Source organism: Microbacterium allomyrinae (assembly GCF_020682705.1).
In the GTDB taxonomy this organism is placed as follows: domain Bacteria; phylum Actinomycetota; class Actinomycetes; order Actinomycetales; family Microbacteriaceae; genus Microbacterium; species Microbacterium allomyrinae.
The window spans coordinates 462,753-481,524 of record NZ_JAGTTN010000001.1; the positions used below are offsets into that span (position 1 = coordinate 462,753).

The 18,772-nt window shown below is 68.6% G+C and carries 19 protein-coding genes and 2 tRNA genes; 10 read left to right on the forward strand and 11 right to left on the reverse strand.

The window, feature by feature from the left end; translation table 11 throughout:
* The first annotated feature begins 171 nt into the window (after window positions 1-171).
* From pstS to pstB, 4 genes are all read left to right on the forward strand, one after another.
* Window positions 172-1,287 (forward strand): phosphate ABC transporter substrate-binding protein PstS, encoded by a 1,116-nt coding sequence (gene pstS / locus KEC57_RS02175; protein ID WP_229382868.1) that lies wholly within the window; start codon window positions 172-174, stop codon window positions 1,285-1,287.
* A gap of 70 nt (window positions 1,288-1,357) precedes the next feature.
* The gene (pstC, locus tag KEC57_RS02180; protein WP_229382869.1) at window positions 1,358-2,299 is read left to right on the forward strand and encodes a phosphate ABC transporter permease subunit PstC; all 942 of its coding nucleotides are present in this window, start codon (window positions 1,358-1,360) and stop codon (window positions 2,297-2,299) included.
* Between the two features lies 1 nt (window position 2,300).
* Window positions 2,301-3,407, forward strand: a complete 1,107-nt coding sequence (gene pstA / locus KEC57_RS02185) for a phosphate ABC transporter permease PstA (RefSeq protein WP_229382870.1) — start codon at window positions 2,301-2,303, stop codon at window positions 3,405-3,407.
* A gap of 40 nt (window positions 3,408-3,447) precedes the next feature.
* Window positions 3,448-4,227, forward strand: coding sequence for a phosphate ABC transporter ATP-binding protein PstB (pstB, locus tag KEC57_RS02190; protein ID WP_229382871.1), 780 nt, complete (start codon window positions 3,448-3,450; stop codon window positions 4,225-4,227).
* A 7-nt stretch (window positions 4,228-4,234) separates the two neighbouring features.
* Here the strand turns inward: pstB and KEC57_RS02195 are convergent, their stop codons facing one another.
* The 7 genes from KEC57_RS02195 to KEC57_RS02225 form a co-directional block, all read right to left on the reverse strand.
* Complete coding sequence (locus KEC57_RS02195) at window positions 4,235-5,122, reverse strand: aminodeoxychorismate lyase (protein WP_229382872.1); 888 nt, start codon at window positions 5,120-5,122, stop codon at window positions 4,235-4,237.
* A gap of 351 nt (window positions 5,123-5,473) precedes the next feature.
* Window positions 5,474-6,112, reverse strand: a complete 639-nt coding sequence (locus KEC57_RS02200; protein WP_229382873.1) for a DNA-directed RNA polymerase subunit beta — start codon at window positions 6,110-6,112, stop codon at window positions 5,474-5,476.
* Window positions 6,113-6,248: 136 nt separating this feature from the next.
* Window positions 6,249-6,656: a VOC family protein gene (locus tag KEC57_RS02205; RefSeq protein ID WP_229382874.1), complete on the reverse strand. Its 408-nt coding sequence runs from the start codon at window positions 6,654-6,656 to the stop codon at window positions 6,249-6,251.
* Between the two features lie 80 nt (window positions 6,657-6,736).
* On the reverse strand, window positions 6,737-7,144 hold the full coding sequence (locus KEC57_RS02210; RefSeq protein ID WP_229382875.1) for a helix-turn-helix transcriptional regulator: 408 nt from the start codon (window positions 7,142-7,144) through the stop codon (window positions 6,737-6,739).
* Window positions 7,145-7,170: 26 nt separating this feature from the next.
* Entirely contained in the window at window positions 7,171-7,989 is an 819-nt protein-coding gene (locus tag KEC57_RS02215) for an anti-sigma factor (RefSeq protein ID WP_229382876.1), read from the reverse strand.
* A complete protein-coding gene (gene sigK / locus KEC57_RS02220; RefSeq protein ID WP_229382877.1) occupies window positions 7,986-8,588 on the reverse strand; it encodes an ECF RNA polymerase sigma factor SigK in 603 nt (200 codons plus the stop codon). Before sigK ends, KEC57_RS02215 begins: the two co-directional genes overlap by 4 nt.
* A gap of 50 nt (window positions 8,589-8,638) precedes the next feature.
* Window positions 8,639-10,369, reverse strand: coding sequence for a cytochrome c biogenesis protein DipZ (locus tag KEC57_RS02225; RefSeq protein WP_229382878.1), 1,731 nt, complete (start codon window positions 10,367-10,369; stop codon window positions 8,639-8,641).
* 180 nt (window positions 10,370-10,549) lie between these two features.
* On the opposite strand from KEC57_RS02225, the gene KEC57_RS02230 reads away from it, so the two are divergent.
* Window positions 10,550-11,209, forward strand: a complete 660-nt coding sequence (locus KEC57_RS02230; protein ID WP_229382879.1) for a fasciclin domain-containing protein — start codon at window positions 10,550-10,552, stop codon at window positions 11,207-11,209.
* 77 nt (window positions 11,210-11,286) lie between these two features.
* Window positions 11,287-11,359, forward strand: a tRNA-Lys gene (locus KEC57_RS02235).
* 70 nt (window positions 11,360-11,429) lie between these two features.
* Here the strand turns inward: KEC57_RS02235 and KEC57_RS02240 are convergent.
* Window positions 11,430-12,011 carry an isochorismatase family protein gene (locus KEC57_RS02240; protein WP_229382880.1) on the reverse strand — a complete coding sequence of 194 codons (582 nt, stop codon included), beginning with the start codon at window positions 12,009-12,011 and terminating at the stop codon, window positions 11,430-11,432.
* Window positions 12,008-14,233, reverse strand: coding sequence for an MMPL family transporter (locus tag KEC57_RS02245; protein WP_229382881.1), 2,226 nt, complete (start codon window positions 14,231-14,233; stop codon window positions 12,008-12,010). The genes KEC57_RS02240 and KEC57_RS02245 overlap by 4 nt, the downstream gene beginning before the upstream one ends.
* Window positions 14,234-14,287: 54 nt before the next feature.
* Between KEC57_RS02245 and KEC57_RS02250 the strand changes: the two genes are divergently transcribed.
* The gene (locus KEC57_RS02250; RefSeq protein WP_229382882.1) at window positions 14,288-15,244 is read left to right on the forward strand and encodes an EamA family transporter; all 957 of its coding nucleotides are present in this window, start codon (window positions 14,288-14,290) and stop codon (window positions 15,242-15,244) included.
* A 43-nt stretch (window positions 15,245-15,287) separates the two neighbouring features.
* Here KEC57_RS02250 and KEC57_RS02255 read toward each other — a convergent pair whose 3' ends face one another.
* Window positions 15,288-15,695, reverse strand: a complete 408-nt coding sequence (locus tag KEC57_RS02255) for a hypothetical protein (RefSeq protein ID WP_229382883.1) — start codon at window positions 15,693-15,695, stop codon at window positions 15,288-15,290.
* A 63-nt stretch (window positions 15,696-15,758) separates the two neighbouring features.
* Window positions 15,759-15,831: transfer RNA gene (locus KEC57_RS02260), tRNA-Thr, on the reverse strand.
* A gap of 262 nt (window positions 15,832-16,093) precedes the next feature.
* On the opposite strand from KEC57_RS02260, the gene KEC57_RS02265 reads away from it, so the two are divergent.
* From KEC57_RS02265 to KEC57_RS02275, 3 genes are all read left to right on the forward strand, one after another.
* The gene (locus tag KEC57_RS02265; protein ID WP_229382884.1) at window positions 16,094-16,996 is read left to right on the forward strand and encodes a MetQ/NlpA family ABC transporter substrate-binding protein; all 903 of its coding nucleotides are present in this window, start codon (window positions 16,094-16,096) and stop codon (window positions 16,994-16,996) included.
* Window positions 16,997-17,072: 76 nt separating this feature from the next.
* Complete coding sequence (locus KEC57_RS02270; protein ID WP_229382885.1) at window positions 17,073-18,110, forward strand: methionine ABC transporter ATP-binding protein; 1,038 nt, start codon at window positions 17,073-17,075, stop codon at window positions 18,108-18,110.
* Complete coding sequence (locus KEC57_RS02275) at window positions 18,103-18,762, forward strand: methionine ABC transporter permease (protein WP_229382886.1); 660 nt, start codon at window positions 18,103-18,105, stop codon at window positions 18,760-18,762. Before KEC57_RS02270 ends, KEC57_RS02275 begins: the two co-directional genes overlap by 8 nt.
* Window positions 18,763-18,772: the final 10 nt, after the last annotated feature.

Below are 18,772 nucleotides of genomic sequence, written 5' to 3' on the forward strand. Positions count from 1 at the left end.
CCTCGTGCATCCGGATGCATGGATGTCGGTGCCCCGTTCACCTTCCGTTCACCCGCAAAGCCCACTCTCTTAAGAGTCCGCGCCTACGTTTCAGTGCGAGCCCTGCACCGGGCTCGACACCCGAAGCCCTTCAACCGGGCTTGCATCCCTGACACGTGAAGGATTCACACAGTGAAGATCTCCCGCATCGCCCAGGTGGGCGCTGTTGCCGCAGTCGCGGCCCTCGCCCTCGCCGGCTGCGCATCGAACGAGACCCCCACGGGCGACACCACTGACGAGCCCACGTCGACCCTGTCCGGCGACATCGCCGGTGGCGGCGCCTCCTCGCAGGAAGTCGCGGTCAACGCGTGGATCGCCGGCTTCCAGACGGCGAACCCCGACGTCAACATCACGTACGACCCGGCCGGCTCCGGCGCGGGCCGTGAGTCCTTCCAGGCCGGCGCGTTCCCGTTCGCGGGCTCGGACCGCGCGTTCAAGATCGAAGAGATCGAGGCCGGCCCGTTCGACGCCTGCGTCGACGGCTCGAGCATCATCGAACTGCCGACCTACATCTCGCCGATCGCGGTCATCTTCAACATCGACGGCGTGGACTCGCTGAACCTCGACGCCGCGACCATCGGCGCCCTGTTCGCGGGCACCATCACGAACTGGAACGACCCGCAGATCGCCGCTCTCAACGAGGGCGTCGATCTTCCCGACCTGACCGTGACGCCGGTGCACCGCGCCGACGACTCGGGCACCACCGAGAACTTCACCGACTACCTCTTCCAGGCGTCGGGCGGCACCTGGTCGTTCGAGCCCGATGGCGTGTGGCCCGCGACCCCCGTCGCCGGCGAAGCCGCGCAGGGCACCTCCGGTGTCGTCTCGGCCGTCTCGGGCGGCAACGGCACCATCGGCTACGCCGACGCGTCGCGCGCCGCTGAAGAGGGCCTCTCGGCCGCCGCCGTCAAGGTCGGCGACGAGTTCGTCGAGTACTCGCCGGAGGCCGCCGCGGCCATCGTCGACGAGTCGCCGTTCGAAGAGGGCCGCGCCGAGGGCGACCTCGCGATCTCGCTCGACCGCACCTCTGAAGAGGCCGGCGTCTACCCGATCGTCCTGGTCAGCTACACGATCGCGTGCCAGGAGTACGCGGACGCCGCGGTCGCCCCCGTCGTCAAGGGCTTCCTCGAGTACATCGCGAGTGCCGAGGGCCAGGACGCCGCCGCGGCCGCGTCGGGCAACGCGCCCATCTCCGACTCGCTCCGCGAGCAGGTCAACGCCGCGATCGCACTGATCGTCGCAGAGTAAGGCTCGATACCCGGTCCGGCCCCGTGCCGGACCGGGTATCACCCTGAGATACCCGAACCAGAAGGACACCATGACGACGACGACCGCCCCGGCGGGCAAGGTCAAGCAGCGACCGGGCGACCGCTGGTTCTCGGGCACCGCTGTCGGCGCGGGAGTGATGATCCTCGTCACCCTCGCCGCAGTCGCGATCTTCCTCATCATCCAGTCGATCCCCGGCCTCACCGCCACCAGCGAGACCGCGAGCATCCTCAGCGGGAACTTCTGGGAGTACGTCTGGCCTCTCGCGTTCGGAACCGTGTGGGCGTCGTTCCTCGCCCTCCTGCTGGCCGTGCCCCTCGCGGTGGCGGTCGCCCTGTTCATCTCGCACTACGCCCCGCGCCGTCTGGCGCAGGGCCTCGGCTACATCGTCGACCTGCTCGCCGCGGTGCCGTCGGTCGTCTTCGGTCTCTGGGGCATCCTCGTTCTCGCCCCCGCCGTGCAGCCCGTCTACGCGTGGCTCAACGCCAACATGGGCTGGTTCCCGCTCTTCGGCGGCACGGTGTCCAGCACCGGCCGCACCATCTTCACCGCCGCGATCGTGCTGGCCGTCATGGTCGTGCCGATCATCACCGCGATCTGCCGCGAGATCTTCCTCCAGACGCCGGTGCTGCACGAGGAGGCCGCGCTCGCGCTGGGCGCCACGCGCTGGGAGATGATCCGCATGGCCGTCTTCCCCTTCGGTCGCAGCGGCATCGTGTCGGCCTCGATGCTCGGCCTCGGCCGCGCTCTCGGCGAGACGATGGCCGTGGCCATGGTGCTCTCGATCGCCAACAAGGTGACCTTCCAGCTCTTCACCTCCGAGAACCCCGGCACGATCCCCGCGAACATCGCGCTCACCTTCCCCGAGGCGTACGGCACGAACATCAACGTGCTGATCGCGACAGGCCTCATCCTCTTCATCGTCACCTTCGCGGTCAACGCCATCGCCCGATGGATCGTCAGCCGCCGCAAGGAATTCTCGGGAGCGAACTGACATGACCCTCACGACCGCTCCTACGCAGACCCCGCCGGTCGCGCCCGTCCGCGAGACGCCCCGCCTCACCAGCGGGCACCTGCCCTCGTGGGCGCCCTGGGCGCTCCTGGGCGCCAGTGCCCTCGTCAGCGCCGCGGTATTCGCCATCCCCGCTCTCGGATCCGGCGAGTCCTTCAGCATCGCCGGCTGGGCCGTCGTGTCGGCGGTGCTGTACCTCGTGCTGATCCTCCTCATCTCCAGCGTCGTCGAGGGCCGCCGCAAGGGCGTCGACCGCCTCGTCACGGGCACCGTGGCCATCGCGTTCGGCATCGCGATGGTCCCGCTCATCTCGGTGGCGATCACGGTCATCGTCAACGGCGTCGCCGGGATCACGGCGGAGTTCTTCACGAGCTCGATGCGCAACGTCGTCGGCGAGGGCGGCGGCGCACTCCACGCCATCATCGGCACGCTGCTCATCACCGTCGCCGCTGCCGTCATCTCGATCCCGATCGGCATCTTCACCGCCATCTACCTGGTCGAGTACGGTGCGGGAAACCGGCTCGCACGTGGCATCACGTTCCTCGTGGACGTGATGACCGGCATCCCGTCGATCGTGGCCGGTCTGTTCGCATACGCCCTGTTCGCGCTGTTCTTCGGCCCCGGCATCCGCATGGGCATCATGGGATCCGTCGCCCTCGCGGTGCTCATGATCCCGGTCGTGGTGCGCTCCACCGAAGAGATGCTGCGACTGGTGCCGAACGAACTGCGCGAAGCGGCGTATGCACTCGGCGTGCCGAAGTGGCTCACCATCGCGAAGGTCGTGCTCCCGACGTCGGTCGCCGGAATCACGACCGGCGTCATGCTGTCGATCTCTCGTGTCATCGGCGAGACCGCTCCCCTGCTGCTCACGGCGGGTGTCGCGACGTCGATGAACTACAACCTCTTCGACGGCCGCATGATGACTCTCCCGGTGTTCGCCTACTCGCAGTACATGAACCAGGGCATCCCCGCGCAGGCCTACATCGATCGGGCGTGGTCCGCCGCCCTCGTGCTCATCGTCATCGTCATGCTCCTGAACCTCATCGCGCGCCTCGTCGCGAAGGTGTTCTCGCCGAAGCTCGGCCGCTGAGCCTTCCCACTTCTCCCACCCGAAGGAACCGACAGGAACAATGTCCAAGAGCATCGAAGTCAACGACCTGAACGTCTACTACGGCGACTTCCTGGCCGTCGAGGGCGTCACTCTCGACATCGAGCCGCGCAGCGTGACCGCCTTCATCGGTCCCTCGGGATGCGGGAAGTCGACGTTCCTGCGAACCCTGAACCGCATGCACGAGGTCATTCCGGGCGCCCGCGTCGAAGGCAGCGTCCTGCTCGACGGCGACGACCTGTACGGTGCGAACGTCGATCCGGTGCTGGTGCGCCGCCAGGTGGGCATGGTGTTCCAGCGTCCGAACCCGTTCCCGACGATGTCGATCAAGGAGAATGTGCTCGCGGGCGTCAAGCTCAACAACAAGAAGCTCTCCAGGTCCGACTCCGACGACCTCGTCGAGAAGTCGCTGCGCGGCGCCAACCTGTGGAACGAGGTCAAGGATCGCCTCGACAAGCCCGGCTCGGGTCTGTCGGGCGGCCAGCAGCAGCGCCTCTGCATCGCCCGCGCGATCGCCGTGTCACCCGAGGTCATCCTCATGGACGAGCCGTGCTCGGCCCTGGACCCGATCTCGACGTATGCGATCGAGGAGCTGATCGGCGAGCTGAAGAACGACTACACGGTCGTCATCGTCACGCACAACATGCAGCAGGCATCGCGCGTGTCCGACAAGACCGCGTTCTTCAACATCGCCGGCACGGGCAAGCCGGGCAAGCTCATCGAGTACGGCGAGACCAAGTCGATCTTCACGACGCCCTCCGTCCAGGCAACCGAGGACTACGTCTCGGGTCGCTTCGGATAAGGCCGGCTCAGTCGCGGGGGCTCAGCAGGTAGCGGTTGAACGACGCCGTGACCTCGCGGTCCAGCGGCACCTCGCGGCCGTCGATCGCGACAACGGGGGCGGCGAGTCGGACGCTCGACACGAGCCACGCGGCATCCGCCCGCGCCAGCGCATCGACGGGGATCGTCTCGTAGGCCGTCTCGTGGCCCTGGCTCGCGAGGTGCTCGAACAGGCTCAGCTGCGTCGTACCGTGCAGGATGCCGCCGTTCGGCGCCGGTGTCACGAAGCGGTCTCCGAGGCGCAGGATGAGCGAGGCCGTCGGCGCTTCCAGCACGAACCCGTCGGATGAGACGAAGATCGCGTCGTCGGCGCCCTGCCGCCTCGCCTCGCGGATCGCCGCCATGTTCACCGCGTACGACAGCGTCTTCGCACCTAGCAGCAGCCAGGGCGCGTTCGCCGGAGTCTCGATGCCATAGCCGCGATCGAGGGTGACCACGCGGATGCCGCGCTCACGGGTGGCGGTGTTGTCGGCGGCCTGCGCGGCGGTGACCCACGCCGTCGGCGCCGGACCGTGCTCGACGCCACGGCTCAGGATCAGCTTGATGACGCCCTCGCCGTCCGGGGGGCAGTGCTGTGCGGCCGCCACGACGGCCTGCCGCCACTGACGCGCGTGGGGAATGGGGAGGTCGCAGAGTTCGGCGGAATGCGCGAGCCGGTCGAGGTGGGCCGTGACCTCCTGCGGGTGAGCGTTCACGACGCCGATCGACTCGAAGACGCCGTCGCCACGCTGTGTACTCAGCTCCCCCACCGTGAGGGCGGGCGCGGACGGATCGATCACGCGGAACGTGTCGGCGAAGTCTGAGCGGGGATCATCGGATGCCGCGGGCTCGATCACGAGCGCGAAACGCCAGGTCATGTCATCGAGCCTAGGACGTCGGGAATGCCAGCGCGGCCGGCTCGGTTACACTGGATCGGCCGGGCCGCAGTAACCCCGGGCTCCATCTTCTGCCGCTATGAGCGGCTCCGCGCCGAGAGGCGTTCTGCGGCCCGGCACTTTCACGCCCGCACCCGTTCCGCGCGGAGGCATCGGGCCCGCCGCAGCAGGTCGGCGTGACGCCCTCCGGTCGAAACACCATACTTCGGGCGAGACACCACCCGGTCGATGGTGTCTCGAGCGGAATGTGGTGTTTCCTCGGCATGAGCGGATGCCTCGGCAGCTGATGTCAGCACAGCTCGGCTCGCGGTCGACGTGAGCGGCCGGTCCCGCTCAGCTCAGCGCGTCGCGGCGCCACAACGCGGCGCATGCGGCGAGGTCGCGAGCGTAGTCGGCGAGCCGGAGCGCCCGCGTGGTGAACGACGAGGCCCGTTCGGGCTCGGTGGCCTCGTAGTCATCGGCGATGTGCGTGGCTCCGGATGCCTGCACCCGGGCAAACGCGGCTGCCCGCTCCAGCGCCACGGCGAAGTCGCCCTCGAAGAGGCCACGCAGAATCGTGTCGATGAGGGCGACGAGCTCTTCAGGCCCGGCGGGGCTGGGCGCGCCCGCGACGACCTCGTCGACCGAGGCGAGCTCTGCACGACCGCGCTCGTAGAGCAGTGCCGCGGTGCGGGGGTCGTCGTGGATCATCAGCTGCAGCAGATACAACCGCCACAGCGCTCCGGGCAGCGACCGCGAGGGAGAGCGCGACCACAGCTCGGCGATGTCATCGATGCCGTTCTCGTCGGTGAACGCCACCAGCCGGTCGACCACGGCGCCATCCGGATCGGCGCGCACACGGGCCAGTAGGGCGTGCGCGGTGGAATGCGCGACACGCGACACCTCTGCGGGATCCTCGGCCGCGAAGAGGCGGTCGAAGAGTTCGGCGGGACGCCGGACGGGCTTGTGGAACTCCCTGGACTCGTCGCTCACCCGTTCCACGGTACCCGCCGCGACGAGCACGCGGGCGCGTTGCGCAGCACGTTCCGCGTCCCGCTCGCGATCACGGGAGGGGTACCCGACCATCCACGGCAGACACACGATCGCCTCCCGTCCGGCGACGACGCCGTCAGCCCTGGTTGATACGGATGTGGTTGCCCGCGGGATCGCGGAAGGCGCAGTCCTTGGCGCCCCACCCCTGTTCGATGGGCTCCTGGAGCACCTCTGCGCCCGACGCCCGAAGTCGTTCGAAAGTCGCGTCGAGATCGTCGCTCGTGAAGACGTAGGGGCCGGGGCCCGAGCCCTTGACGACGAGCCGCTGCAGGGCGTCGCCGTCCTCGGGCGAGCGTCCCGCCGTCGGGTCGGAGACGACCGCCGACAGTCCCGGCTGTCCGGGGAAGCCGAAGCTCACCCAGCGGTGGCCGTCGTAGGCGACGTCGTTGACGATCTCGAGGCCGAGCCCGTCCCGGTAGAACAGGATCGCGGCATCCACATCGTCGACGGTGATGGGGCAGTATGCAAGAGAGATGCTGGTCATGGATGCCACGCTAGAGCGCCCCGCGACGGCTCGCTTCTCCGATCCTGCTCGGTTGCGAACCGTGCGCGAGCACGTGCGCCTCAGGCGTAGCGGGTGGGCCTGGTCAGGATCTTGGCGATGCACAGCGGCATCGCCTCGGCCGCATCGTGTGAGCGGGACCGGTAGGCGCTCGGGGTCTCGCCGACGATCTCGGTGAACGTCGAGCTGAACGAGCCCAGCGAGGTCGCGCCGACCGCGGTGCAGGCATCCGTCACCGTCGTGCCGGTCCGCAGCAGCGCCATGGCCCGCTCGATGCGCCGGGTCATGAGGTACGCGTACGGCGTCTCGCCGTAGGCCGTCTTGAACTCGCGCGAGAAGTGCGCCGGCGACATGAGCGCCTGGGCCGCCATCGTCGGCACGTCGAGGGGCTCCGCATAGTCGCGGTCGATGAGGTCGCGCGCTCTGCGCAGGTGCACGAGCGTCTGAGGCGTCTGCAGAGGCGTTGCCACGCCCACAGGCTACCGGCTCGCCGCGCTCACGCGGTCGGGATCACGACGATCGGCTCGGTGGTCGGAATGCCGTCGGGCGCTCCCCCGTCGGGCTCGACGGTGACCGCGATGGCCGCGTCCTGTGCCCATTCGCCGTCCATGAGCACCGTCGTCGACCCGTCGGAGCCGGCCTCGAACGTGCCCGCAGACACCGCGCCCTCGTCGCCCACCCACCAGAGTTCGAACACCTCGTCCTCGGGGATCTCGGCGATGCCGTTGGTGACGACGACCGCCTTGCCGATCGAGGGCGCCCAGTGCGCGGTCGCCGTGCCGCCGCCCGTGACGGCGACCGTCGCCGACTGCGCGTCGGGTGCGGCTTCGATGTCGTTGAGGGCGACCACGGCGGCCGGCCGGTTCGCGATCTCGTTGATCGACGCGGCGCCGAAGCCGAGCACCACGAGAACGACGAAGGATGCGGCGAGTGCGAGCAGCCCGCGGGTCCAATTGCGCCGCGATACCGCTTGGATGGTCGTCGTCGTGGGCGAGGGGTCGATCATGGGGTCCGGCGTGGCCGTCTCGGCGATCTCGTCGCCCGCGTCGATGGCGGCGGCGGCGACGGATGCCTCGGCATCCGGCAACTGCGGCATCGTCGCGATGCGCGAGAGCAGCGCCGACCGTGTCGTGAGAGGCGGCGCGGCCTCGCCGGCGCCCGGGGCGAGCTCTGCGGCGGTCGCGGCATCCGAGATGATCCAGTGCTCCCACTCGGGGTGGTGCGCACGCTCCGTCTCGAACGTCCTGAGATCCTCGGGCGACAGCGCATTCAGCGCGTAGCCCGCCGCCAGCTCGGCGAATTCCTGCTCGTTCATGCCGTCACCCCCATTGCGGCCCTCAAACGCGTGAGTCCGTCACGCGTCCTCGTCTTGATCGTCCCCAGTGGCGCTCCCACCAGCGCCGCGATCTCGCTCTGACTGTAACCGCCGTAGTAGGCGAGGGTCAGAGCCTCCTTCTGCACATCCGGCAGGGTCGAGAGCGCGGCTGCGACCTTCTCGCTCTCGATCCGCAGCTCGACCTGTTCGGCGACGCCGTCGTGCGCGACGTCCAGGTCGCGGAACCCGACGCGCACGTCTCGGTCGGTGCTCGCCTGCGACGAGCGCACGCGGTCCACCGCCCGGCGATGCGCGATCGTGAGAACCCACGATCTTCCCTGGCCTTTGTTCGGAGCGAACCGCGATGCGGATTGCCACACCTCCAGGAACACCTCCTGGAGCACCTCTTCGCTCTGTGCACGGTCGACGAGCACGCGCAGGATCAGGCCGAAGACGCGCGGCGAGAGCATGTCGTAGAGGCGCGCGAAGGCGCCCTGATCGCCGTCCGCGATCCGGGCCAGCAGAACCCCCGCACGATCGACGCGGGTCGTGCCGTCCTCGGGCACGTCGACGCCGTCGATGACCATGTCCACCAGCATGCCCTATGACCCTCCTCTGTCCACTCAACCCGCCCTGATCGTGCGACGGCTCACCCGAAGGTGAAGGAGTAGACCTCGACGCCCCGCGGCACCACGAGGTCGACGACGTGGGCGTCGCCGTCGAGGTCTGCGGCGACTTCGTATGAGCGCGGCACTCCCGACACCTCGACGGTCTTCGTCGCACCGTCGTCCAGACGCAGTGTGATCTCGCCCTCGCCGGCGAGTACGACGCGCGCCTCGCGGGCATGGAACGACAGGCGGATGCCACCTCCGGCGTCGGTCGCAGGGCTCGCGTACTGCGTCTCGAGGCTCCAGCGACCGTCCAGCGCGAACGAGTCGGCGGGCTGGTCGCCGGGGAACGCGAAATCGGCCTCGCCGTCGCGGTAGTCCTCGTCGCCACCGAAGTTGACCTCCTTCGACCAGCCGAGGAACGTCTCCCGCGTGCGATCTCCGCTATCGGGAGTCGCATCGTCGACTTCGGTGGCGGCCGGAAGATCCGCCTCGGGATCGGCGCTCTCGAGCAGCTCGCGGACGAGCTTCTCCGTGGCCGCGTAGTTCCCCTCGCCGAAGGCCACATGACGGACGGTGCCGTCCGCGTCGATGAGGTAGTGCGCGGGCCAGTAGCGGTTGCGGTAGTTCGTCCAGGTGGCGAGGTCGTTGTCGAGCGCCACCGGGTAGGTGATGCCGAAGTCCTCCGCACCGGCCGCGACGTTCGCGGCATCCTTCTCGAACGCGTACTCGGGCGAATGCACCCCGATCACCGTGAGCCCTGCGTCTCGGTAGGCGGCGTCCCACGCGACCACGTGCGGGATGCTGCGCTGGCAGTTGATGCACGAGTACGCCCAGAAGTCGATGAGCACGACACGGCCGCGGAGGTCCTCCAACGACACCGCCGAGCCGTCCGGAGTGTTCAGCCACTGCGCGATCCCCTTGATGCTCGGGGCCGTTCCGCACGACTCCAGCTCCTCCGCGCCATTGGAGCACTTGTCGAGCTCCCGGTTCTCGTCATTGACGAGCCCGCCGAGGTCGAGTGCACGACGCGCGTCCGGATTGTCGGTCAAGTCGCGCTGCAGCCCCGCGGTGTAGTCGGGCACGAGGCGCTGCAACTGCTGCGGCACGTTGAACGCGAGTCCCACCGCGAGCGCGAGCATCGCGATTCCCGCGGCCATGCGGATGCCGCGCTCCCGCGTCCGGAAGGCCTTGATCCGCTCGATCAGGCCGCGCCCCGCCAGGGCGAAGAACAGCAGCGGGATCGCGACGCCGACCGCGAACGACAGCGTCAGCAGGACGGTGTCGAATCCGATGCGTCCGGTGGACCCGGCGACGATGATCGCGGCCAGGACGGGACCGGCGCACGGGACGAAGACGGCGCCGAGCGCGAGGCCCACACCGAACCCACTCCCGCGGTTGGCGACCTCCCGGCGCGAGGCGAGACGCTGGAACGGCTTCTCGAGAAGCTGTTCGAATCTCGGCACGAGCAGTCCGATGCCGATGAGCACCAGTACGCCGATCCCGAACCATCGCAGAACGTCCTGCGGCAGGTTCAGCGCTCCGAGCACGACCGTGCCGAGCAGGGTCACCAGAGTGAAGCTCAGCACGAGGCCGAGGATCACGAGATACGGCCTTCCGCGCCCCGCGGGCGCCGGACCGTCCGGCCCGCCCGCGCCGAAACGCGCGGATTGCGCGCCTCCGGTCAAGAAGATGACCGGGAGCACCGGGATGATGCACGGCGATATTCCGGTGATGAGTCCGCCGAGCAGACCGATGACGATGAGCGACATGCTTCCCCCGTTGCGTTCGTCGGGTTGTTCGCTTCGGCGGCCTCATCGGATTGCGCCGGCACATCCAATCCGATTCGAGACACCGGTCCGAAGAGACAGTTGCAGCCGCTCTTGCGGCGAGGTCCCGGCATCCGGGATCTGCAGACCACGGTCCGCACGGACCTTCCAGAGGAGGAAGTCATGTCACGCAACACCCGGAAGCGGCTCTCGGCAGGTCTCGCACTCGCCTTCGCCGCCACCTTCGCACTGTCGGCCTGTTCGATGGGCGGAACCGCCGCGGAGCCTTCGGACGAGCCGAGCGCAGCGCCCATGGAGACCGAGGAATCGATGGAGATGGACCCGGCGGCGAACCTGGTCGGGCCGGGCTGCGCCGCGTACGCCGAGGCGGTGCCCGATGGCGCGGGTTCCATCGAGGGCATGTCGGCGGATCCTGTCGCGGTCGCGGCATCCAACAATCCCCTGCTCACGACCCTGGTCGCAGCCGTCAGCGGTCAGCTGAACCCCGAGGTCGATCTCGTCGACACCCTGAACGGCTCGGAGTTCACCGTGTTCGCTCCGGTCGATGACGCCTTCGCGAAGATCGACCCCGCGACGATCGAAGCGCTGAAGACCGACAGTGCGACGCTGTCGTCGATCCTCACCTACCACGTGGTGCCCGGTCAGATCGCTCCGGCCGACATCGCCGGAACGCACACGACCGTGCAGGGCGCCGACCTCGAGGTGACCGGCAGCGGCGACGCGTGGATGGTCAACGACGCGACCGTCATCTGCGGCGGCGTCCAGACGGCCAACGCGGTGGTGTACCTGATCGACACCGTGCTGATGCCGCCGACCCCGTAGTCCCGATGAACGTCCGCCGGTCACACACCGGCGGACGTTCGGCGGATGCCGCGACGAGAAGTAGGCTGGAGGATCGAGGGCCTCTAGCTCAGTCGGTAGAGCATCGGACTTTTAATCCGCGGGTCGTGGGTTCGAGCCCCACGGGGCCCACAGATGATCGGAGGGCGTCCCGTCACGGGGCGCCCTCCGATCGCGTTCTGCGTGACGTCCGATCCGGTCGTCAGCCTTCCGCCGCGACGAGTTCTGCACCGGCATGGGCGAGCTCCGCCAGTGCCGCCTCGCTGGAGTCGACCGCGACACCGGCGACGAGATCGGTGAGGACGCGCACGTGGCGGCCGTGCTCGATCGCGTCGAGGGCGGATGCCCGCACGCAGTAGTCGGTTGCGATCCCCGTGATGTCGACCTCGACCACGCCGTGCTCGTCGAGGAGGTGCGCGACGGTGACCCCATCGTCGGTGGTGCCCTCGAAGAGCGAGTAGGCGGGCTTGCCCTGTCCCTTCTTGACGTGGTGGGTCACCGCAGCCGTGTCGAGACCGGGGTCGTACTGCGCGCCCTCGGTGCCGCTCACGCAGTGCACCGGCCAGGTATCGACCATGTCGGGCGTGCCGGCGGCGAAATGACCGCCGTTGTCGTTGTCGGCGTCGTGCCAGTCGCGCGACGCGATGACGAGGGCGTACTCCTCCGCGTGAGTAACGAGGAATCTCGAGATGCGTTCGGCGACGGCGTCTCCGCCGGCCACGCCGAGCGCTCCGCCCTCGGTGAAATCGTTCTGGACGTCGACGATGAACAGTGCCTTGCTCATGATTCCAGGGTACGCCGGTCCGTTTCGTCCGGCTCTGCTCGGCCCCGACGACCCAGCTTCGACGGCCACCAGATCGCCCGGCCGATGTCATACGACAGGGCTGGCACCAGCAGCGAGCGTACGACGAAGGTGTCCAGCAGCACGCCGAATGCGACGATGAAGGCGATCTGGGCGAGAAAGAGGATCGGGATGACGCCGAGCGCGGCGAAGGTCGCAGCGAGCACGAGTCCTGCCGAGGTGATCACCCCGCCGGTGGCGACGAGGCCGCGCAGGATGCCCCGTCTCGTGCCGTGGACGAGGGATTCCTCGCGCACCCTCGACATCAGGAAGATGTTGTAGTCGACGCCCAGTGCCACGAGGAAGACGAAGCCGTACAGCGGAACGGCGGGGTCGGCCCCCGGGAACCCGAGCACTTCGTTGAAGACCACGGCACTCACCCCGAGCGCGGTGGCGAACGACAGGATCACGGTGCCGATCAGCAGCAGCGGCGCGACGATCGATCGCAGCAGCAGCATGAGGATCACCAGGATGACCGCGAGGATCACCGGGATGATGACGGTGCGGTCGCGCGTGGAGGTGTCGTTGGTATCGATGTCGGTGGCGGTCTCGCCGCCCACCAGCGCCGTTCCCTCGCCCAGGGCGTCGTCGAGGTCCACCCGGAGAGCGCGCACGGTGTCTTCGGCGGCGACCGAGTCCGCAGCATCCGTCAGCGTCGCGATCAGAAGCACGTCGCCCTCCGAGACGGTGGGCTCGGGAGCGGCGGTCCCGGGCGGCCCCACCACGGTGAGCACCGGGTCGCCGTCTTCGATCTCGACGGTCGCCTGGCCCGTGGGCGAGTCCTCGGATGCCACCGCGACCGCCTCGATGCCGTTCGAAGCGTTCAGCACTCCGACCGTCTCGGCGAGGTCCTCCTCGGGCACGATGACATAGACGGGGCTCCCCGACCCGGCGGGGAAGTGCTCCCCGAGCACGTCCTGGCCGTCGCGGGCCTCGGAGGCTCCGAGCACCAGGTCGCTCGAGGGCACGCCGTCGGCCTGGAGCTGGGTGATGCCGAAGGCGCCGGCCAGCAGCACCACTGTGCACACGACCCACACCGCACGCGCGTGGCGAGCGACGAAGCGCGCCTGACGCGGCCACAGTCCCTTCACGGGCTGCTCGAGGTCGTCGGGGATCATGGCGAGCGGCGCGGTGGGGATGAACGGCCAGAACGCCGCCCGCCCCACGAGCGCCAGCAATGCCGGAAGGAAGGTCAGCGCCGATAGCACCGAGAACGCGATGCCGATCGAAGCGATCGGGCCGAGGGCGCGGTTCGTCGCGAGGTCCGACAGGAGCAGGCACAGCAGCCCCGCGATGACCGTGCCGCCCGAGGCGATGATCGGCTCGAAGGCTCCGCGCCACGCCTTGGTCGTGGCATCCCATCGTCTTGCCCCGTCGGCGACGGCCTCCCGGAACCGGGCCACGTAGAGCAGGGCGTAGTCGGTCGCGGCGCCGATCACCAGGATGAAGAGGATTCCCTGCACCTGCCCGTTCAGCACGACGATCCCGGCCTTCGCGAGCCACCAGACGGTCAGGAGCGCGACGCACAGCGCGAACACCGATGTCAGCAGCACGAGCACCGGCAGCAGCGGCGAGCGGTAGACGATCACCAGGATGACGAAGACGGCGATGAGGGCGACCGCCAGTAGCAGTCCGTCGATGCCGAGGAAGCCGGCGACGAGGTCGGCGGTGAAGCCCGCGGGACCGGTGACCCAGCTTTCGAGTCCGGCGGGAAGGTCCTCTGCGACAAAGGCGCGGATCTCCTCGACGACTTCGCGGACTTCACCCGACGCATCGATGGGCACGAAGATCTGCACCGCTTCGCCGTCGTCCGACGCGATCGGCGGCGAGACGCCCTCCAGCACTCCATCGATCGCCGCGATGTCATCGGAGAGAGTCTGAAGGTCGGCGACCTGCGCGTCCGTCAGCGCCTCGTCGCCTGACACGACGACCACCGCCGGGATGCTGTCGTCGCCGAGGAAGCCGGGCAGCATCTCGTTGACCTGTGTGGCATCCGCGCTCGCGGGCAGGAACGACGACCGGTCGTTGGATGACACCTCGTCGACCTTGCCGAAGAACGGTCCACCGATCGAGCCGCCCACCAGCCAGAGGAGAACGAGAAAGACCGGGATGCCGATCCGCAGCCAACGGGTCGGCTCGCGGCGTGCATGATGGGGCGTCGTCATATAGCTAGCTTATCTAGCGAATATGAGCTCATCCTCGCTCCTATGCAGAGGGCGATGATCTCCGCAGCCCTCGCCCTTGTCGGCGCCATCGTGTACGGCGCCGCCGATTTCCTCGGCGGGCTGGCCGCGAAGCGCCTGCGATCGATCGTCGTGACCTGTATCGCCGCCTTGTCCGGATTGGTCGCGCTGGCCATCAGTCTCCCGCTGCTCGGCGGGGTGTGGTCGACGGCCGATGTGCTGTGGGGCGTCCTCGCCGGCCTCGTGGGCGTCGCCGCGATCGCGCTGCTGTACGCGTGCCTCGCGATCGGCCCCATGAGCATCCTGTCGCCCCTCACCGCCGTCGTCTCGGCCATCGCCCCGATGCTCTGGGGACTTCTCGTCAACGGCGACACCCTCGCCCCGGTCGGGTACGCGGGGCTGGCCGTCGCGCTGGTCGCGGTGGTGCTCGTCGGCTTCATACCCGGTCAGCAGATCGTGCGTCCCCGCCCGCGCGGGCTGCTGATGGCTGTCGGAGCAGGGCTCGCGATCGGCGCCTTCCTGATCGTGGTCGACCAGACCAGCGCGGCGAGCGGGCTCGTACCGCTCGTCACGAGCCGCGCGACCAGCTTCGTCGTGACCGCGGCTATCGTCGGCATCCTCGCTCTCATCGCAGTGCGGCGCGGGCGTGGCGCGGCGTCCGTGCTCGCCGTCGACGGCGCGCCCCTCGGCGCGACACCCACCGGCCACGCCGACCTCGAGCATGCGGGCACCACGGGCATCGACGTGCGGATCACCCGGACGCGCGCGTGGTGGCTCGCGGTCGTGTGCGGAGTGACGGATGCCGCCGCCAACGCCCTCATGCTCGTCGCCCTGCGCGCCGGCGACCTGTCGATCGTGTCGGCGCTCACCGCGCTCTACCCCGCGGGCACGATCCTGCTCGCGGCCCTCGTGCTTCGCGAACGCGTCGCGGCGGTGCAGTGGCTGGGCCTGGCACTCGCCCTGGTCGCGGGCGGCATGCTCGCCCTCGCCTGAACGTCGACGGGAGGCCGCGCCGAGGGCATCCGGCCGAGGCCGGTCAGCCTCGGATGAAGAGCAGGACGAGCGACGCCGCCAGCGAGAGCACGCCGACCGTGAGCAGCCCGACCGCGAGCAGCATGACCGCTCGGACCGCGGGCGAGCCCTGCGTCAGCCGCATGCGGTTGCGCGCGCCCCTGCGGTAGAAGATGTCGGTCATGTCGTGGCCCGCCACGGCGCGCTCCTGCTCGTGGGAGAGCCGTGCCTGATTGACTCCGCCGTCCTCATCGAACCAGCGCACCAGCGGCCCGTCGGCGGGGTCTTCCGGATGCTCGACCACGGCGCGAGTGGGCACCCAGGTGCCATCGATCAGATACATCACGAGCGCGACACCGGCCAGCAGCGCACCCAGGCCGAATCCGACCCACGAGAAGATCTCGGCGACGGCATCGATGGCCTGATCCGGCACCGCTGACCACCGTCCTTCGGATACGGAAAACGGCCGCTACTGGCGCGGCCGCTTCCGGTTCTGAGCCACCTAAGGGAATCGAACCCTTGACCTATTCATTACGAGTGAATCGCTCTGCCGACTGAGCTAAGGTGGCGCGCTTAGCTTGCGCTATGCACGATCAACGATCTTACAGGCTCGCAGAGGTGCTCGCGAACCAGCGCCCGGGACCACTCTTGCCGCGGACCTCAGTGCCGGTGCCGACCGGACTCGGTGTCGACGTGTTACGGCTCGATTCGAGCGCCGCAGCCGCTCGACGTAGGTTCGTATCCGGTCCGCGATGCAGCGAGCGCGGTCCTGCAGATCGCGCGGGCGGTCTCTCCGCCGCTCACGGACCTCGATCCACAGGAGCAGCAATCATGTCGAAGAAGTTCGTAGCCGCGGCCGCACTGGCCCTCCCCCTCGCCCTCGTGCTCGCCGGCTGTGCCGGAAACAGTGCCGACGCCGGTTCGGGCGAAGCCACCGACAACGCGGACGAGGTCGTGCGCATCGGCGTCGTCGGCGCCGGAGACCCGTACTGGGACACCTACGTCGAGGCGGCAGCCGAAGAGGGCATCGAGGTCGAGCTCATCGATTTCAGCGAGTACACCCAGCCCAACCCGGCCCTGTCGGCGGACGAGCTGGATCTCAACCAGTTCCAGCACATCATCTACCTCGCGACATACAACGTGCAGGCCGACGATGACCTTCAGCCCATCGGCTCGACCGCGATCTACCCCCTCGGCCTGTACTCCTCGCAGTACACCTCGGTGGACGACATCCCCGAGGGCTCGACGGTGGCCGTCCCGAACGACGAATCCAACCAGGCCCGTGGCCTCCTCGTGCTCCAGTCCGCCGGGCTCATCGAGCTCGAGGACGGCGGATCGATCTTCTCGACCGTCGCCGATGTGCTCCCCGAGTCGAAGGTCACCGTCGAGGCGCTGGACGCCGCGTTCACCGCGACCTCGCTCCCCGACGTCGCCGCGGCGATCATCAACAACGACTTCGTCGAGGACGCCGGTCTGAGCTTCGAGGACGCCATCGCCACCGACGACCCGTCGGACCCGACCGCGTTCCCGTACATCAACATCTTCGCCGCCAAGGCCGAAGACGCCGACAACCCCACGTACCTGAAGCTCGTCGAGATCTTCCAGAACACCCAGGCCGTCACTGACGGACTGCAGGAGGCCTCGGGTGGCACCGCGGTGCTCGTGAAGACGCCGGTCGACGACCTCGTCGCGTCGCTCAGCGACGTCGAGGAAGACATCCGCGCCAACCAGTGACATCCCTTCGCGTGCGGTCCGTTCAGCGCTTTCGCGCGAGCGGGCCGCACACGCGTGTTCTCCCGAGGAGCCGACCATGACCCTCATCCGCCTGAACGGCGTCACCAAGTCGTACCCCGCATCTTCGAAGGACGCGGCTCCCGTCGTCGCTGTCGACGACGTCTCTCTCGCCGTCGACGCCGGTGAGGTGTGCGGAATCATCGGGTACTCGGGCGCGGGCAAGAGCACGGTGCTCCGCCTCGTGAACGCGCTCGAAACCCCCACCGGCGGATCGGTCGAGATCGACGGCACCGACATCACCCGGCTGCCCGAACGCGAACTGCGAACGCTCCGTGGCGACATCGGCATGATCTTCCAGCAGTTCAACCTCTTCGACTCGCGGACGGTGGCCAAGAACGTGGCCTACCCTCTCGAGGTCGCCCGCCGCCCGCGCGCCGAGATCACCGCGAGGGTTGACGAGCTGCTGCGATTCGTCGGCCTCGCCGACAAGGCGAAGAACTACCCGGAGCAGCTGTCCGGCGGGCAGAAGCAGCGGGTCGGCATCGCCCGCGCCCTCGCCACCAGCCCGAGGATCCTGCTCGCCGACGAGGCGACCAGCGCTCTCGACCCCGATACGACGCAAGAGGTCCTCGCGCTGCTGAAGCGCGTCAACCAGGAGCTCGGGGTCACGATCCTCGTGATCACCCACGAGATGGATGTGATCCGCACGCTCGCCGACCGCGTGGTCGTGATGGAGAGCGGCCGCATCATCGAGAGCGGCGCCGTGTTCGATGTCCTGTCGGCGCCGCAGCACGCCGCGACCAAGCGCTTCGTGGCGAGCATCATCGAGGACGTGCCGGTGGGCGAGCAGCTGCGCACCCTCCACTCACGGCATCCGGGGCGCATCGTGACCTTCACCATCCGCGACGGAGACGTCACGCAGGCCGACATCTTCGCGACGCTGTCGTCGCACGGGGTGCGGTTCGAACTCATCCACGGGGGCATCAACGACATCCGGGGCCGAGTGTTCGGCCATCTCTCGCTCGCGCTGACGGGAGAGTCGGATGCCGTGCAGAAGGCTATCGACACCGCATCGGCGTTCGCGCCCCTGATCGAGGAGGACGTCCGTGGATAGGCTCATCGATCTGCTGCCAGAGCTGTGGGCGGCCACTGCCGAGACGCTGTACGTCGTGTCGTTCAGCCTCATCTTCGGCGGGATCGCCGGCCTGCTCGTGGGGCTGGCGCTCTATTCGACGCGCGAAGGCAGCCTGTTCCCGAACCGGTTCCTGTTCGGGACGATCAACGTGATCGTCAACTTCTTCCGACCGATTCCGTTCGTGATCCTCCTCGCTGCGGTGCAGCCGATCGCGCGGAGTGTCGGCATCCCCGGCATCGGCCCCGAGTTCGGCATCTTCGCGATCACGATCGCGTCGCTGTTCGCGATCAGTCGCATCGTGGAGCAGAACCTCCTCACCGTGCGCCCCGGCGTGATCGAGGCCGCACGCGCGACGGGGGCGAGCCGCACGCGGATCCTGTTCGGTCTGCTCCCCCGCGAGGCACTCGGACCCCTGATCCTCGGCTACACGTTCATCGTCGTCGCCCTCGTCGACATGACCGCGATCGCCGGCGCGGTCGCGGCCGGCGGCCTCGGCGAGTTCGCGATCGTCTACGGCTTCAAGCAGTTCAACCCGTGGGTCACGTGGGCCGCCGTGCTCGTGATCATCGTGATCGTGCAGGCCGTGCAGTTCCTCGGCAACGGCCTCGCACGGCGCGTGCTGCGCCGCTGAGACCTCCCGC